Raw genomic sequence first — 15,761 nt, forward strand, 5'->3', positions numbered from 1 at the left:
TCCAGGCGTATTGGAAATGAGTCATGCATCACTGCTGTGACGCAACGCCGACTCAATTGATAAAAATCAGTACTGCGCACGAACGCCGCCAGATACTTGAACGACAGCATTGCCTGTTGTGACCACGCTGGGGGACGTCATGCATCAAGCCTTTGTGCGTGCTTCGACGCCCGGGTTCCGGCACAGGAAATGAAGTTTGCAATCTTCCAGATACACGTTTCGGGGAGAGGCACGTGATGCTCAAACTCAAACGCATTCTATTGATAGCCCCGGGTGAAATGATCCTGACCCCGGCCTTTGAACGCGCCTATGCGCTGGGTGGTGCGAGCGGAGCGCTGTTGCACATCGTCGCGTTCGATTATGTCCCGGTGCTGGCAGCGGCCGGGCTGTTTGCACCGGAAGCAATGGCCCAGGCGCGGGAAGGGTATCTGCAAGTGCATCGGCACTGGCTGGAGCAGCAGGCCCGCTTCAAACGATGCATTGGCTTGAACGTTACTACTGAAGTGGTCTGGGCCAGATCGAACCTGGCGCACGTGCTTGAGTACGTGAATGACTTTCATCCGGACCTGGTCATCAAGGATACCCATTACGTCCCGGCACTCGACCGCGCCTTTCATCGCCCGCTGGACTGGCACTTGCTGCGCGAATGTCCGGCACACCTGCACCTGGTGACCCACGCCGGGCATGCCAGGCCAATGAAAATTCTTGCGGCGGTCGATCTGTCGCATCTGGAAGAACTGACGCAAGGGTTGAACGACCGGATACTCGACCTCGCTTCCACACTGGCGGCCGGCTGCGACGCGACGCTGCACCTGCTCAATGTCGGTTGCTGGGCGGTTATGGGTGATGGGGCCGCAAGTGTGCCGACAGGCAGCCTGGATGGCAGTCTGAAAGGTGCAATCGAGGACGCCCAGCAAGAAGCTTTCGAAGCACTCGCTGAACGCTACGGCATCCAGAGTTCATGCAGACACTTGCTGACCGGCATCCCGCAAAAGGTCATCGGCCTGTTTGCCCGGCAGCACGCTTTTGACATGGTGGTGCTGGGCACGCTGTATCCCGACGGCAAACACCGGTTCATCGGCAGTATCGTCGAGAGCGTGTTGAACCAGGCTCCCTGCAGTCTGATGATCGTCAAACCGCCGCAGCCCTCCGAGTGAAAGTCAGCGCTGTCAGGCCTGCAGTTGATAAAAATCAACGGCTCCCGAGCCAGAAGGAGCGCTCAATAGTGCTCCTCTGAGCGTTCAAGGAAACGGCCATGCGAATCACATTTCTGGGTGCTGCGGGCACGGTGACGGGCAGCAAGTATTTGCTGGAACATCATGATCAACATGTACTGATCGATTGCGGCCTGTTCCAAGGCTACAAGCAACTGCGATTGCACAACCGCGACCCGTTCCCGCTCCCTCTCGGCGGTCTTGACGCGATTGTACTGACCCATGCCCATCTTGATCACAGCGGCTATCTGCCGGTACTGGTACGCAATGGTTATCGCGGCCCGGTCTACGCCACGCCAGCGACCTGTGAACTGGTAAAGATCCTGTTGCTGGACAGTGGCCGATTGCAGGAAGAAGAGGCTGAGTTCGCCAATCGGCATGGCTTCTCGAAGCATAACCCGGCGCAGCCGCTTTACACCGAGCAAGATGCGGCACAAGCATTGAAACTGTTACGGCCGGTGGAGTTGCGTCACAAGGTTCAAATCATCCCCGGCATGATTATCGAACTACACTGCGCCGGGCATATCCTGGGCGCAGCGACGGTCACGGTGGTTGCCGACGGACGGTCCCTGGTGTTTTCAGGGGATCTTGGCCGACCGGATGATCCCTTGATGCTCGCCCCGGAAATCGTCGAGCAAGCGGACTTTCTGCTGGTGGAGTCAACGTACGGCGACCGCAGGCATCCAGCCGAATCGCCGCATCAACAGTTGGCCGAGGTCATCAACCGTACTGCGTTGCGCCGAGGCATCACGCTGGTGCCATCGTTCGCAGTCGGACGTGCCCAATTGCTGATGTATCACCTGTATCAATTGAAACGCACAAAAGCGATTCCCGATCTTCCTGTCTACCTGAACAGTCCCATGGCTACTGACGTCACGGGCCTGTATCAGCGATTTCGCAGCGAGCACAAATTGTCTGCGCAGGCCTGCGACGGGATGTGCCATGTCGCGCAGTTTGTCCGGACTGTTCAGGACTCGAGAGAGCTTGATCAACTGCGCACCCCGGCGGTGATCATCGCTGCCAGCGGCATGGCGACGGGAGGGCGGGTCGTCCATCATCTCAAGGCGCTGGCTCCCAACCCGCTCAACACATTGTTGATGCCGGGCTTTCAGGCCGGTGGCACCCGTGGGGCGCAGATTGTCGCGGGCGCTCCCAGCGTACGCATCCATGGCAGGGACGTACCCATCAACGCTGAGGTGGTACCCATGCAAACCCTGTCGGCGCATGCTGACACCGATGAAATCATGCAGTGGTTGCGTGGATTCAAGCGGCCGCCGAAACACACCTTCGTGGTGCACGGCGAGCCAAACGCATCCGACACGCTGCGCCGCCGCATCAGCCTGGAACTGGGATGGTCGGTGTCGGTGCCGGAGTATCGTGACAGCGTGGATTTAGGCGAAACCGATGCCCCAGAGCATTCGCGACTCTGATGAAAAAGCCCCCGCCGTTATCGGGCGGAGGCTGTCAGGCGGTCAGTCGGCCTTGATCGGCACGACCTTGTCCGCCTTCATGGCTTCGGGCTTTTTCGGCAGGGAAATGTTCAGCACACCTTTGCTGAAGCTGGCTTCGATCTTCTCGGCATCAACGCCCTTGGGCAGATTGAATACTCGCTCGAAGGAGCCGTAGTGACGCTCGCTGAGGTGATAGCCCTTCCTTTTTTCCTCCTTGTCCTCTTTCTTCTCCCCCTTGATGATCAGGTTGCCGTTGGACAGCTTGAGCTCGATGTTCTTTTGATCCATGCCGGGCAACTCGGCCGTGATCTCGAAACTCTTGTCCTTTTCGGTGATGTCCACGGCAGGCAGGCCGTGGCTGCTCAGTTCGCGCCGCCAGAAGGGTTCGACATCGAACAGTCCACGGCTGAACGGCGACAGCGCCGAACCGCGATTGAAATCTTCGAACAGGCGATCAACCTGTTGCCGGAGTTTTTCCAGAGGGCGCCACGGGTCTGATGGCAGGGGCAGCTGGCTCGATTTGTCCTCGGGATGGATCGGCATTTTTTTCACGGAATTGCTCATTTTGACGACTCCTCTCAGATGAAGGGCAGGCTGCAAATGTCCTGTACGCGAGTCCACCCTGGAAAAAAAATACGGCGCGGGCACTGGCCTCAAAGCGTCAGTGCCCCGGTCCACAGCATCCAGCCGGCGAAGGCCGCCGCCGTCCAGATGATGATCAGCAGTCCCGTTTCGGGGCCGTTGAGCGGTTGTCCCTGGCGCGATTTCATGCTGGCCAGGTAAATCAATGAGCCTGGGGCATAGAGCAAAGCGCTGAGCAGCATGTATTTCGGCCCGGCGGCGTACAGCAGCCACACGCAGTACAGGGTGGCGATCAGGGCAATGGCCACGTCGCGTATTTGCAGGCCCAGATGTCCCTCGTAGGTCTGCCCTTGCCAGGCCAGCTTCAGCGCATAAAGGCCGCTGAACAAGTACGGCAGCAGAATCATCGAGGTGGCCAGGGAAATCAGCGCCAGGTAGCTGGCGCTTGAATACAAAGTCAGCAACAGAAACAGTTGAATGCAGCCATTGGTGATCCACAGGGCGTGATTCGGCACGCCACGGCTGTTTTCCTCGGCCAGTGCGCCCGGCATGACGTTTTCCCTGGCTGGCGTGAATACCGATTCCGCCGCCAGCAGTGTCCAGGCGAGCAGGGCTCCGCCCACCGAGATGATCAAGCCGATGCTGATCAGAACGGCTCCCCAAGGTCCTGTCGCAGCTTCAAGCACACCGGCCATGGATGGATTTTTCAGGGCTGCCAGATCCGGTTGCCTGAGAATGCCCAGCGACAACAGAGACACAGCAATCAGCAGCAACAGGGTGATGACAAAACCAATAACCGTGGCGCGTCCGACATTGGCCCTTTCTGCCGCCCGGGCGGAAAACACGTTGGCGCCTTCGATGCCGATGAATACCCAGACCGTCACCAGCATTGTGCTTTTGACCTGGTCAAGGGTGCTGCCCAGCGCCGGCGAACCCCAGAAGTCGACGCTGAAGGTTTGACGTTGAAATGCCGCGATCACCAGGCCGATAAACAACAGCAACGGCACGATTTTGGCCACGGTAGTCAGCGCGTTGGCGCGTGCTGCCGTGCGCATCCCGCTGAGGATCATCCAGTGCAGCGACCACAACACCACAGACGCCCCGACAATCGCCGCCGTGTTGTTGCCTTCGCCGAACAGTGGAAAGAAGTAACTTAACGCGGCAAACAGAATCACCAGGTAGCTGACGTTGCCGATCCATGCGCTGATCCAGTAGCCCCAGGCCGAATTGAACCCGAGGTATTCGCCGCCCAATGCCCGGCCGTAGGCAAATACGCCGTTATCCAGCGCCGGTTGACGGTTGGACAGTGTCTGGTAAACCAATGCCAGCGAGAGCATGCCGACACCGGTGATCAACCAGCCAATCAGAATCGCCCCGGCGCCCGCACTGGCCGCCATGTTCTGCGGCAGGCTGAAAATGCCGCTGCCGATCATCGAGCCGACCACCAGCGCAATCAGCAGGCTCAGGGACAGCCGTTTGCTCTCGACTTTTTGCAAACGGCCCGTCATCGGTTGACCGGTGGGAGGAACAGTTGAATGCGTGCCTTGCAGGTGCGTAGCCATGGGAGCCTCCGGGAAACGAGGTGGTATGCACTCACCGAATGCGTTGGCGTGAATGCTGACTCTAATTTCTGCGGGAACACTCAGACGCCGTTTGATCTAGATCAGAAAGAACAAACACCGTGTTTTTGCCTGGGCGCCGCCACGATGTGAGCGCTGACACAGGGATTACCCTGACCGTTTGCGGCGTGGATTGTTGATCATTATCAAGTGTCGGACACGTAGCCCGGCGCAGTCTGGTTCAGCGCCCACCCCGGTACATGACTGCAATGTTCAGCCTGACGCTGAGGCGCAATAGCATCGGCGACAGCCTATTCATGGCGAGCTCACGACACTGCTTCGAAGGACGTAACGGTGACTGCATGACGGATTGCTTTCGGCGATTGGAGGTGATGATGAACATTGAAATCAGTGGACCGAGCGACGATCAATGGATCGTGCGAATGGATGCATTCGTGGTCAGGTTTGACAGCAAGGTCGCTGCGCAATCTTTTGTCGATCAGCTCAAGGCACGGATCGATGCGCCTCATGTGTGGCCAACGATTGTCGATACAGCGCCGGTTGCACGACCCAGGGTCACGCGCGCCGGTGACCCCGTCGCGCTATGAACGACGCACTGGGTCTGGCGGGGGCCGCCGCAGCGCTGGGTATCGGCATGCTGGTCGGTCTGGAGCGCGAGCGGCATAAAGGGCGCGGCGACAGCCGTGCCTGTGCCGGGTTGCGCACGTTCGCGATCACGGCGCTGCTGGGTTACGTCGCGATGCAAGTGGGCGGCGCACTGCTGTTGGGTATTGTGGGCGGCTGTCTGGCGCTGCTGATCAGCGTGGCTTACTGGCGCAGCCTGAGCACTGATCCGGGGCTGACCAGCGAAGTGGCCTTGCTCACGGTGCTGGTACTGGGCGCGCTATGCGGCACAGCGCCGGAACTGGCAATCGCCATTGGCGTGGTCATGGCGGGGCTGCTGGCTTACCGGCAGAAACTCCATCACTTCGCCCGCAGCCAGTTGAGCGAAGCGGAGATGCGCGATGGGTTGGTGCTGCTGATCGCAGCATTGGTGGTGTTGCCGCTGACGCCTGACCGGTTCATCGGTCCCTACTCGGCACTCAACCTGCGCACCCTCTGTACATTGACCGTGTTGCTGATGGCCGTCGGCGCCATCGGGCATATCGCCGTGCGCACGCTGGGTGTGCGCTACGGCTACGCGGTCAGTGCCATCGCGTCCGGTTTCGCCTCCAGCACCATGACGATTGCGGCGATGGGGCATATCGCCCGCAAAGACCCGGAGCACCTCAAGGTATTGAGTGCGGCGGCCCTGCTGTCGAACCTGGCCACGGCGGCGCAGGTCGCGCTGATCCTCGGCGCGGTCGACACCGCGCTGTTGCCGCACCTGTGGGGGCCGTTGCTGGCCGGGTTTGGCGTAACGCTGCTGTTCAGCCTGGGCCTGCTGTTCCCCAGGCTCGCGGTCGCTGCGAACCAACCGATCAAGGTCGGCGGGGCGTTCAATCTCAAGCTCGCGCTGGCGGTCACGTTGACCATGGCCGGCGTGACGTTTTTGTCTTCGTTGATGCTCGATCACTTTGGCGAGGCGGGCGTGATGCTGACTGCCGTGCTAAGCGGATTCGCCGATGCCCATTCTTCCACGGCTTCAATCGCCACGCTCGCCAAGGGTGGCCTGTTGGCTTACAGCGCCATTGCGCCACCCGTGTTGCTGGCGGTCAGCAGTAACGCGTTGAGCAAGTGCCTGGTGGCCTGGATCAGTGGCGGACGACGCTTCGCCGCGTATGTCATACCCGGTCAGATTCTGCTGACCGCTGCCATGTGGGCCGGTCTGCTGGTGGATCGAGCGACGATTTGACCGGACACTGACAAAAATCAAAGTGGTGGTCGGTAAAAGGGGCAGCCTGAGACTCATTCCCTGCCATCGCTCAATGCCGAGGTGCACCATGTCACAGGAACCCCGCCTGCTGCTGATCGCTCCGCCCACCATGAACCACACGCCGGCATTCGATCGTGCCTTGGCATTGGCGCAGGCGCTGCAAAGACCGCTGCATATCGTGGCATTCGATTATTTACAGGCGCTGGCAGTGGCCGGGCTGTTTGCCCCCGAACAGGTGGCCGTGGCCCGTGAAGCCTACCTGGAGAAGCATCGCCACTGGCTTGAAGAACAGGCGACCCGGATGTGTGGACACGGGATCGTTGTCACGAGCGAAGTGGTCTGGGTCCAGGACCCTTACGCGGAGATTCTGCAATTCATCAATGAGATACCGTTGGTGGTGATCATCAAGGATGCTCATGAAGAGTCGGCCTTGAAACGGGTGTTCTTTACTCCGCTGGACTGGCAACTGCTGCGCGATTGCCCGATCCCGGTACACCTCGTGACAAACGCCTTGAACCCTCGCCCCCGTCATGTTCTGGCGATCATCGACGTGCTGCGCAGCGAAGATCAGGATCTGGTGTTCAACGACCAGATTATCGATGCCGCATCGAAGCTGGCCGAGGTGTGCAATGCCCGGCTGCAGTTGTTGCACGTTTACGATTGGACCGCCGCCTATGCGCAGGACTTCGGGTTTGGTGCGTTGCCGCTGGCCACCGGTATCTACGAGGCACTGGGCACGGCGCAGCATGAGGCGTTTGCCGCGATGGCCGAGCGTCATGGCGTGTCGAAGGAGTGTCGTCATTTCATCGAAGGTGCGCCGGTACCGGCCATTTGCCGATTCGTCGAAGAGCAAAATGTCGACATGATCGTGGCGGGTACGGTGCAGCACCTGGGTCTGACCAAACTGCTGGGCACCACCGCCGAACAACTCTTGCACCGGGCACCGTGCAGTGTGTTGGCGGTCAAGCCGGGCAGGGGACTCTAGCGTCGGAGCACCGGCGATCGCCCGTACGGACGTTCGCCGGCGGCAGAGGCTACAAGTACAGGCTGTGAATGACCTGGCGGGGATCGTCAGGGTCATTGTGCCGTTCAAACCCCAGCGTCCGGGCCAGGTCACGCATCGGGGCATTGCTGGCAGCATCGACCGAATACATCCGATGCATTCCATTCTTGCGTGCCGCCGAGATCAGGTGCTCCATCAACAGGGTCCCCAGTCCCAGGTGCGTCCATTCATCGGCGACGGTAACGGCGCATTCGCACTCGTGTTCACCCGTGGCGGCATAGCGGCTTACGCCGATCTCGATCAATTGGCCGTTGTCGTGCACCAGCGCCACGTAGGCCAGGCGCAGGCGATTATCGGTGTCCATCAATTGATCCAGCATCGTGCCCGACGGTTCGTTGATCTGCGCCAGAAAGCGCATGTGTCGCGACTCCGGAGACAAGCGTTTGATGAACGCATATTCGCGTTCCCGATCCTTTTCCGAAAGGGGCCGGATCAGCACATGGCGACCGTCCCTGAGTGCTTCGATCCAGTGTTGCCCGGCGATCGAGGCATAGGCATTGGCGGCTCGTTCGTTGTGGTCTTTGACGGTGAGCATGAGGAGACCCTCCTTGCGGTTTTAAAGACGGGTGCGGGACACAGCGCCCTGCAGTCGCTTTCTTTCTACGCCGCTCAATGGGCAGGAATCTGATCTGGGTCAGAGACCGGCGATGTTGAATGGTCCGAAGTTGATGTAAATCAACTGTGCACCAGTCGCGCAGGCTCAGTCTCAAAGACTGCGGTTGTCTTGCGGAGGTGTGTAATGGGGCAATATCAACGTTTGCTGCTGGTCGCCGACCAGACCCTGCATCAGACGCCCGCCATGCTGCGCGCGGTGGCGCTGGCCAAGGCGAGCGGGGCGGCGCTGGACGTTCGGGTCTTCGCTGAACCGGCACCCGTGGTTCACCTGTGGGAGGACAAAATCGATGAGGTCGGGTATCAGCGCTATCTGCGCCACCACCGTCGCTGGGTAGCCGATCAGCTTGAGCTACTCTCGGAACAGGGACTGAAGGTGACGGTGAACGTGGTGTTCACCACCCACGCGCTGCTGGATATCCTGCGGGCTGTCGCAGACCTCAAACCTGATTTGCTGATCAAGGATGTGACGCTCGAACCCCTCCTGAAGCGGGTTTTCATAACGCCGCTGGATTGCCATTTGCTGCGCGAATGTCCGGTGCCTGTGCATCTGGTCAACGAGGTCCGTTACAGCCTGCCGCATCGGATCGTGGCGGCCGTGGATCCGTTCGATCCCGAGACCCAGATCAGCGGTCTGAATGACACCATCATTCAGACTGCCAACGCGCTGGCCGCGCAATGTGACGCGCCCATGCACCTGCTCTACGCTTATGACCTGTCACCGGCCTTCAATGGCGACGCGCCGCTGGTCGGTGCCGGATGGGGAGTGGATTTTGTCGAGGAGCTGCGGCAGTCCCTGCATCAGGCGTTCATCAATCTGGCCGATCGCTACGGGATCCCGCCTGAGCGACGCCATTTTGTAATGGGCCTGCCAGTGCCTGTCATCAGCGAGTTTGTCGAGCAATACGTGGCGGATGTGGTCGTGATGGGCACGGTGCACCGCGCAGGTATTGATCGGTTGATGGGCAGCAATACTGAACGGGCGCTGTATTCGGTACCCGGCAGCATCCTGGCGGTGGGGCCGGTCGTTCGAACCGAAGTGCAAAGTCCTGGATCTGACGAGAGGTCTCTATGAGCCAGTATCAACGGTTATTGCTGATCATCAATCCGCTCCTGCGCGAGTCCGCTGCGATCAACCATGCCGCGGCGCTGGCCAAGGCCAGTGGCGCGCGCTTGCACATATTGGCGCTGATTCCCTCGCTCGACGGTTTGTCGCTGCTGGAAACAGGCAACCGGTCACAGGCACGCGAAGCATTTCTTGAGGAACACCGGCAGACGCTGGAAGCCCGGGCGGTCAATCTGCGCGGCAGGCGGATCGAGGTGACCACCGAAGTGGACTGGGCCGCTGATGTGGAGCAGCGCATCCTTGATCACGTCAAAGCGTATGGGCCCGATCTGCTGATCAAGGAAATCGAACAGGTGTCGGCCCTCAGGCGCGCGTTTTACACGCCGCTGGACTGGCAATTGCTGCGCGATTGTCCGGTACCTGTGTATCTGGTGGGCGGAAGCGGCTATGTATTGCCTCGTAAAGTGCTGGCGGCGGTCGAGGTATCGGATACCGAGTCCGCCGACAACTCGTTGAACGAGCAGATCATCCGGCAGGCCAGTGCCCTGGCCATTCAGTGCGACGCCGAGTTGCACTTGCTCTATGCCTGCGATATTTCCGCCGCGTACCTGGCGGACATGGGAGGATCGCCCTTGGCCGAGCTGACTCGGTCACTGCGCGAGGACCTGCAAAAATCGTTTCTTCGACTGGCCGGGCAGTTCGGTGTGGCCTCCAGTCAGCGCCACTTCGTTGAAGGCCGGCCAGTCACTGTGCTGAGCGAGTTCGCCGACGAGCAGCATGTCGATGTCATCGTGATGGGAAGAGTTCGCAACCGGGGCTTGAGCAAATGGTTGGGCAGTACCACCGAGCACATTCTTTACCAGGTACCTTGCTGCGTTCTGGCGGTTTGACGAGCGTTGCCGGGCTCTCGGCAGGCGAGATGCTTTCCGTTGGTCAATCAGCGTATTGACATATCGAACAATCTCGATATTCTCGCCGCATGGACCTGATCGAAGTATTCAAAGCACTCTCAAACCCGGTACGGCTTGAAATCCTGAAAGGCTTGAAAGACCCCGTAAAGAACTTCCCTCCGCAGGAAGAGGGCGACGTTCACACGGTGGGCGTGTGTGTGAGCAGTATTCAAGAGGGCATCGGACTCTCGCAGTCAACGGTGTCCGGTTATCTTGCAACGCTGCAGCGTGTGGGCCTGGTTGAAGTCAGGCGCATCGGTCAGTGGACCTACTACAAGCGCAATGAAGCCAACATCAGCGCCTTGGCCGAGGTCATAGGGAAAGAGCTGTAAAAAAATTTACCGCATGATATCGAGATATCTCGATATCCCTTATTATCGATACGAGGATTCAACATGAAAGCGATGCTGCTTGAATCATTTGGCAACCCGGAATCGTTCACACTTTGCGACGTACCCAAGCCCGTGCCGAAAGCGGGGCAAGTGCTGGTCCGGGTACACGCCACCTCGATCAATCCATTGGATTATCAAGTCCGACGCGGCGACTATCAGGATCTGGTGCAACTGCCAGCCATCACCGGACATGACGTCTCCGGCGTAGTCGAGGCGGTTGGCCCCGGCGTGACGGCTTTCGCGCCGGGCGACGAAGTCTGGTACACGCCGCAAATCTTCGACGGCCCCGGCAGCTATGCCGAGTATCACGTAGCATCCGCCAGCATCATCGGCAAAAAGCCTTCCTCGCTGAGCCACCTCGAAGCGGCCAGCTTGAGCCTGGTGGGCGGGACGGCGTGGGAAGCCCTGATCGTGCGGGCGGCGCTCAGAGTGGGGGAGAGCATCTTGATCCACGGTGGCGCAGGCGGCGTCGGACACGTCGCCATCCAGCTCGCCAAAGCGATGGGCGCCAAGGTGTTCACGACCGCGCGTGCAGCAAACGCCGAGTTCGTCCGCCGCATGGGCGCCGATGTGATCATCGACTACGAAAAAGAAGACTACGTCGAAGCCATCCTGCGAGAAACCAATGGCCTCGGAGTAGACGTGGTATTCGACACCATCGGCGGCGACACACTCGCGCGCAGCCCCGACGCCCTCGCACAACTTGGCCGCGTGGTCTCGATCGTCGACATCGCCAAACCACAAAACCTCGTTCAGGCGTGGGGCAAGAACGCGAGCTATCACTTCGTTTTCACCCGCCAGAACCGCGGCAAGCTCGATGAATTGAGTGCCCTGGTGGAACGCGGTCAACTGCGGCCACATGTTGGCGCGGTGTATTCGCTTGCGGAGATTGCGCTGGCCCATGCTCGGTTGGAAAGTCCCAACAATGGTCTTCAAGGGAAGATTGCGATTGCTGTTGTGCCGGCGCCTCGTTCGGGTTCTGTGGGGGATGCGTCATGATTTATGAGATCGCTTTGTTGCCTGTTCACGCAGAACGTGTTGATGAGTTCCGACGTGCATTTGCCGAGGTTGCACCTTTGCTCCGCCGCGCGAATGGGTATGGCGGGCACATGCTTGCGCAGGGGATTGAAACGCCGGAGCGGTTCAATTTGATCGTGCGGTGGGAGTCTCTTGAGGCTCATACGGAGTTTGAGGCGGGGGAGGATCACAGGGTCTTTATGTTGGGGCTGGAGGGGTATTTTTCGGAGGCGCCGCAGGTTTATCACATTGAGGGGGCGGCTTTTACTGCGGGTGGAGATGATGGGGCTCTTTGGCCCGGAAACTGAAACTTGCGTTTGTGATGAGGGCGCCGGACTGGGTGACAGTCCGGCTTTTGTCCGGAATTAAACGCTCTGCGCTTTGGTTGTTTAAATCAGTCCTGCTGTCACACCCGGATGCCCACAGCGCCTTGCGCCGTCCCCTACACCTAAGACAGAATCCGCCGGCTTGTGCGTCTGGCCCCCCGACCGTAACTTGATTCCCGTCACTGCCCATCAGTGATCGGGTCTGCAAGCCCGCCGGAAAACCAGTCGCACAGCCTGCCAAAAGGACGCTCGTTCGCGCCCGCGCAATGGCGGCTTTGTGCGGGAGACCCTCGGGTCTGCCGGGTGCCTGGTTTCCCGGTCTTGCAGACCCGCACATGGCTGCCACCCATCATCTGCAAGTGATGCTGGTAGCTCCTAATCAAAATCAGGAGTTTCACCATGATCAAACCGACACCGAACCCCCCGGAAACCGATCCGGTTTCACCCTACAGATTCCCCGACTCCCGAACCCTGAACGAAGCCGCCGAACGCGCGCTCGATCATTACCTCACTCCGCAGCAACGGATTATGGGGAGTCACCACAAGCACGACCCGATGTACTTGGCGAATCCGGCGTACGACACCGAATCACTGCTCGCCAATGCCAGCGAATCCCTAGGCTCGGCCAGCGAAATGCTCAACAACTTTGCGGCCACGCTGGAGCCCGCTCACCGTAAGACTGCGATAGGGATTGCGCAGATTGTGATGCTCGGAGAATTGGCGGTGAATCAGGCGTTGGATAACGTCGAACTGAAGACTTAAGGCTGTCCTTCAGTAAAAAGGGAGCAGATTCACTACCTGAATCTGCTCCCTTTTTTGTTCGTTAAGCTCAGCCGTTGGCGTTTGCTCTCTTTTCCGCCGTCACGATGCAAGCCTTGTAGAAATTGGAATGGAAATCGCTGATCGCTTTCTGCTGCAAGCTCTCGCTTGAGTATTGAGGAATCTCGTACGCCTCGCGGATCAGCGACTTGAACACCTCACCTACATACTCGTTCTGCTTACCTGCCGCTTCGGCCAGTTCCAACACCGAAGCCATGGGCACGCCTTGCTGCCTGGTTTTCATGACCTGTTTGGCCGAGTTTTCTATTCGTTGGCACTCTTCGAGCTCTTCCTGCGGTACGGGAGAGGCAAGGGCGGAAAAACTGATGGCGAAGGTTACTGCTGCTGCCAGACATTGTTTGTGCACGAGGTGTCGTCCCTGGTTTTGAGGCTGAACCATATCATTCGTGGCTCGGCGCCACCATTGCAGGCAAGGAGTAAGAGGGCCAGGTGCTGGCATGCGGCCACGCCTTGCGCCCCCCGATTTCCGCTGTCACCCTTCGGCCCGTTCTTCAAGGATCAGAAGAAGGAATCAAGGATTGAGTGGCTACATCCCCAACCCGCCTAAAAACTATCGCAACAAAGGAACCGACCCCGTCGATATTCATGCCCAGCGTTGGGCTGAGTATGAGAAACACGGGAAGGAACCGGCATCTGCACGTGAAAAAATTGGCATAGCCCTGCGGATCGGAGTGTTCTTCGATGGTACGGGGAATAATGCGAATAACGCGGCGGCCGGGCTTCTGTGTGGTGCTCATCATCCGATTGCTGCTCAAGACATTGATGCGAGTTGCAAGCCGTATATGGGTGATCCGGATAGTAGTTATGGCAACGATGTCAGCAATATCAAAAAGCTGAGTGAGCTGTATGACGCGGTTCCTGTAGCGCAAGGGGGACGAGCCTCCCGCGTTGTCTACGTCGAGGGCATCGGTACGCGATCTGGCGAAAAAGACAGCACACTCGGTGCTGGTACCGGGCGCGGAGAAACAGGTGTCGCAGGGCGAGTCGAGTCCGTGTTTCCCATGATCCAACAAGCGATCAATCGAGTCCTGGAAGATAACCCGGACAGTGAAATCACCTCACTGACGTTCGATACGTTTGGTTTCAGTCGTGGCGCCGCAGCCGCACGGCATTTCGCCAACGAAATTGTTCGCACCAGTCGCGGCCCTCTTGGTCATGTACTGCGAAATCTACCGAGAGCATTCGGTCCTAGATTCAATGACCAGTATAAAAGCGACATCAATATGGGGTTTATCGGCTTATTCGATACAGTGCCCTCGATTGCTGGTTGGTCGAATTTGGGAAACATCAAAAGTCCAATTGCGACGGGTATCAAGCTTTACCTTGATCGTCGTTTTTTCAGTGATGTCGCTCAGTTGGTTGCTCGTGATGAATGCAGAGCCAACTTCGCACTCAGTCGCGTCAAACCTGATCATCTGGAGATTATTCTGCCTGGAGTGCATTCCGACATCGGCGGAGGGTATCTGGAGGAAGCGCAGGAGTGTGTTCTTGTTAGCCCAATGCAAACACTGATCGTGCCACTGAACACCGACGTCGTGACTAGCTCGATCTACAGCGATGCGGTTAATGTTAGAAACCAGTGGTTATCCAAGGGATGGCCTGCAGACATGCTTGAGATTGTGACTCCAGAAGCGCTTCTGGTGCCGAATAGTCCGCAAGATCGGCTGAGTCCAAGCGCTAAACGTGTTTACGCAGCTGTACAGCTCAAGCGTCCGGTGAGTGGCGTGCTATCCAGGGTTTACCTGAGAGTGATGCATCATCTGGCAAAAGAGAAAGGCGCTCGATTCAACGATATTCCTGACACTCCGGATTTGGCCGTCCCCGCAGAACTTCAAGCTTTGTGTGATCGGTTCGTTGCGGGTGACTACAGCACCACGCCTGAAGAGGAGCAGTTGCTGAAACTCAAGTACATTCATATGTCCGCAAACTGGAACCATCCACTCGGCCGCAGAGATGGCAGCGGACTAAATGCGGTATACATCAACGCCCCGACCGCCGATGCCATCCGCGTGCTACACCCACACGTACCTGATTGGACGCTTTGGTAATGAGAGTTTTTGTAACCCTGTTTTGTGCTTTGTTCATGACTGGCTGTCAGTCTGCGGACCCGCTGTCTGCCAAAAACGACCCTAAGTCCGAGTCGTGGGAGCTCGCGTTTACTGAGCCTTACTATATGAAGGTGTGGGTGGAGGACAGTGCCGTCGAAGATATAAACGGCAAGCTGTTCAAGCGTACGGGAGGAGGTACAGCTGCTGGCGGGGAGCCTGAAGACGGTAAAGAATCTGCACGAGGCTGGCACGCATTGGGCGCTGCTGCAAAGCCAGTGATTGGTGCCGATCTCCCCAAACGCATTTACGTGCGTTGGCAATCGATTGTCGAACCTCAGACCTATAGTGTTTGGTTGGATGTGCCTGAAGAGGCCAGGCAATTAATGAGGACGTCGGTCAATCAGCGTTGTCCGGAAACTCCGAAGGAGCAAGCGAGTTATTCCGCTTCTATCTACCTGGGGCTGGCTCCCGGTGGGGTTGTACAAGTCTGGGTCAGGGACTCGTGTCACCATCCAGTGAAAGTGGCCAGGGCCAACGCCGAAATCGAACCGTTAGGTCCGAGTCAGGGTAAGAACCAAGGGCGTTACGCTTATCCGGTTAGTGAAAAGTCCAAGCGTTATATCGAAAAATTCGGCATTCCGTATGGCAGCTGGTAAATCTTGGAAAACGGGAGCGAGTCGGAAAAAAATAGGGCGGCTCTTTTGATAACTAGATGCGTCCCATTTTTTGCATTTCTTTGAAACGATCCTTCTATGGTGATCGAAT

Annotated in this window: 17 protein-coding genes; 13 read left to right on the forward strand and 4 right to left on the reverse strand. The window is 58.3% G+C overall.

The window, feature by feature from the left end:
- Nucleotides 1-236: 236 nt before the first annotated feature.
- Together CAF74_RS09275 and CAF74_RS09280 are read left to right on the forward strand one after the other, a co-directional pair.
- On the forward strand, nucleotides 237-1,157 hold the full coding sequence (locus CAF74_RS09275) for a universal stress protein (protein ID WP_085746147.1): 921 nt from the start codon (nucleotides 237-239) through the stop codon (nucleotides 1,155-1,157).
- Between the two features lie 98 nt (nucleotides 1,158-1,255).
- Entirely contained in the window at nucleotides 1,256-2,644 is a 1,389-nt protein-coding gene (locus CAF74_RS09280) for an MBL fold metallo-hydrolase RNA specificity domain-containing protein (RefSeq protein ID WP_085746148.1), read from the forward strand.
- Nucleotides 2,645-2,686: 42 nt separating this feature from the next.
- Here CAF74_RS09280 and CAF74_RS09285 read toward each other — a convergent pair whose 3' ends face one another.
- Entirely contained in the window at nucleotides 2,687-3,229 is a 543-nt protein-coding gene (locus CAF74_RS09285; RefSeq protein WP_085746149.1) for an Hsp20/alpha crystallin family protein, read from the reverse strand.
- Nucleotides 3,230-3,318: 89 nt separating this feature from the next.
- Nucleotides 3,319-4,809, reverse strand: coding sequence for an arginine-ornithine antiporter (gene arcD, locus CAF74_RS09290; RefSeq protein ID WP_085746150.1), 1,491 nt, complete (start codon nucleotides 4,807-4,809; stop codon nucleotides 3,319-3,321).
- Nucleotides 4,810-5,201: 392 nt separating this feature from the next.
- Here arcD and CAF74_RS09295 point away from each other — a divergent pair, with 392 nt between their 5' ends.
- The 3 genes from CAF74_RS09295 to CAF74_RS09305 all read left to right on the forward strand — a co-directional run bounded on the left by CAF74_RS09295 (nucleotide 5,202) and on the right by CAF74_RS09305 (nucleotide 7,667).
- Nucleotides 5,202-5,414, forward strand: coding sequence for a hypothetical protein (locus CAF74_RS09295; protein ID WP_085746271.1), 213 nt, complete (start codon nucleotides 5,202-5,204; stop codon nucleotides 5,412-5,414).
- Nucleotides 5,411-6,661 (forward strand): DUF4010 domain-containing protein, encoded by a 1,251-nt coding sequence (locus CAF74_RS09300; protein ID WP_085746151.1) that lies wholly within the window; start codon nucleotides 5,411-5,413, stop codon nucleotides 6,659-6,661. The genes CAF74_RS09295 and CAF74_RS09300 overlap by 4 nt, the downstream gene beginning before the upstream one ends.
- Before the next feature lie 88 nt (nucleotides 6,662-6,749).
- Complete coding sequence (locus CAF74_RS09305; protein ID WP_085746152.1) at nucleotides 6,750-7,667, forward strand: universal stress protein; 918 nt, start codon at nucleotides 6,750-6,752, stop codon at nucleotides 7,665-7,667.
- Nucleotides 7,668-7,716: 49 nt separating this feature from the next.
- Here CAF74_RS09305 and CAF74_RS09310 read toward each other — a convergent pair whose 3' ends face one another.
- Nucleotides 7,717-8,280: a GNAT family N-acetyltransferase gene (locus tag CAF74_RS09310; protein ID WP_085746153.1), complete on the reverse strand. Its 564-nt coding sequence runs from the start codon at nucleotides 8,278-8,280 to the stop codon at nucleotides 7,717-7,719.
- 204 nt (nucleotides 8,281-8,484) lie between these two features.
- Between CAF74_RS09310 and CAF74_RS09315 the strand changes: the two genes are divergently transcribed.
- From CAF74_RS09315 to CAF74_RS09345, 6 genes are all read left to right on the forward strand, one after another.
- Complete coding sequence (locus CAF74_RS09315) at nucleotides 8,485-9,432, forward strand: universal stress protein (protein ID WP_085746154.1); 948 nt, start codon at nucleotides 8,485-8,487, stop codon at nucleotides 9,430-9,432.
- Nucleotides 9,429-10,313, forward strand: coding sequence for a universal stress protein (locus CAF74_RS09320; protein ID WP_085746155.1), 885 nt, complete (start codon nucleotides 9,429-9,431; stop codon nucleotides 10,311-10,313). The genes CAF74_RS09315 and CAF74_RS09320 overlap by 4 nt, the downstream gene beginning before the upstream one ends.
- A gap of 89 nt (nucleotides 10,314-10,402) precedes the next feature.
- Nucleotides 10,403-10,705 carry a helix-turn-helix transcriptional regulator gene (locus CAF74_RS09325; protein WP_085746156.1) on the forward strand — a complete coding sequence of 101 codons (303 nt, stop codon included), beginning with the start codon at nucleotides 10,403-10,405 and terminating at the stop codon, nucleotides 10,703-10,705.
- 63 nt (nucleotides 10,706-10,768) lie between these two features.
- Nucleotides 10,769-11,764, forward strand: coding sequence for a zinc-dependent alcohol dehydrogenase family protein (locus CAF74_RS09330; protein WP_085746157.1), 996 nt, complete (start codon nucleotides 10,769-10,771; stop codon nucleotides 11,762-11,764).
- The gene (locus CAF74_RS09335) at nucleotides 11,761-12,090 is read left to right on the forward strand and encodes an antibiotic biosynthesis monooxygenase (protein ID WP_085746158.1); all 330 of its coding nucleotides are present in this window, start codon (nucleotides 11,761-11,763) and stop codon (nucleotides 12,088-12,090) included. Before CAF74_RS09330 ends, CAF74_RS09335 begins: the two co-directional genes overlap by 4 nt.
- Nucleotides 12,091-12,507: 417 nt before the next feature.
- Complete coding sequence (locus CAF74_RS09345) at nucleotides 12,508-12,870, forward strand: DUF6124 family protein (protein WP_085746160.1); 363 nt, start codon at nucleotides 12,508-12,510, stop codon at nucleotides 12,868-12,870.
- A 67-nt stretch (nucleotides 12,871-12,937) separates the two neighbouring features.
- Here the strand turns inward: CAF74_RS09345 and CAF74_RS09350 are convergent, their stop codons facing one another.
- A complete protein-coding gene (locus CAF74_RS09350) occupies nucleotides 12,938-13,294 on the reverse strand; it encodes a hypothetical protein (protein WP_039767675.1) in 357 nt (118 codons plus the stop codon).
- 172 nt (nucleotides 13,295-13,466) lie between these two features.
- On the opposite strand from CAF74_RS09350, the gene CAF74_RS09355 reads away from it, so the two are divergent.
- Together CAF74_RS09355 and CAF74_RS09360 are read left to right on the forward strand one after the other, a co-directional pair.
- Nucleotides 13,467-14,996 (forward strand): DUF2235 domain-containing protein, encoded by a 1,530-nt coding sequence (locus tag CAF74_RS09355; RefSeq protein ID WP_085746161.1) that lies wholly within the window; start codon nucleotides 13,467-13,469, stop codon nucleotides 14,994-14,996.
- A complete protein-coding gene (locus tag CAF74_RS09360; protein WP_085746162.1) occupies nucleotides 14,996-15,652 on the forward strand; it encodes a DUF2931 family protein in 657 nt (218 codons plus the stop codon). Before CAF74_RS09355 ends, CAF74_RS09360 begins: the two co-directional genes overlap by 1 nt.
- The last annotated feature ends 109 nt before the right edge of the window (nucleotides 15,653-15,761 follow it).

Source organism: Pseudomonas sp. R45(2017) (assembly GCF_002112305.1).
Classification (GTDB): Bacteria; Pseudomonadota; Gammaproteobacteria; order Pseudomonadales; family Pseudomonadaceae; genus Aquipseudomonas; species Aquipseudomonas paraglycinae.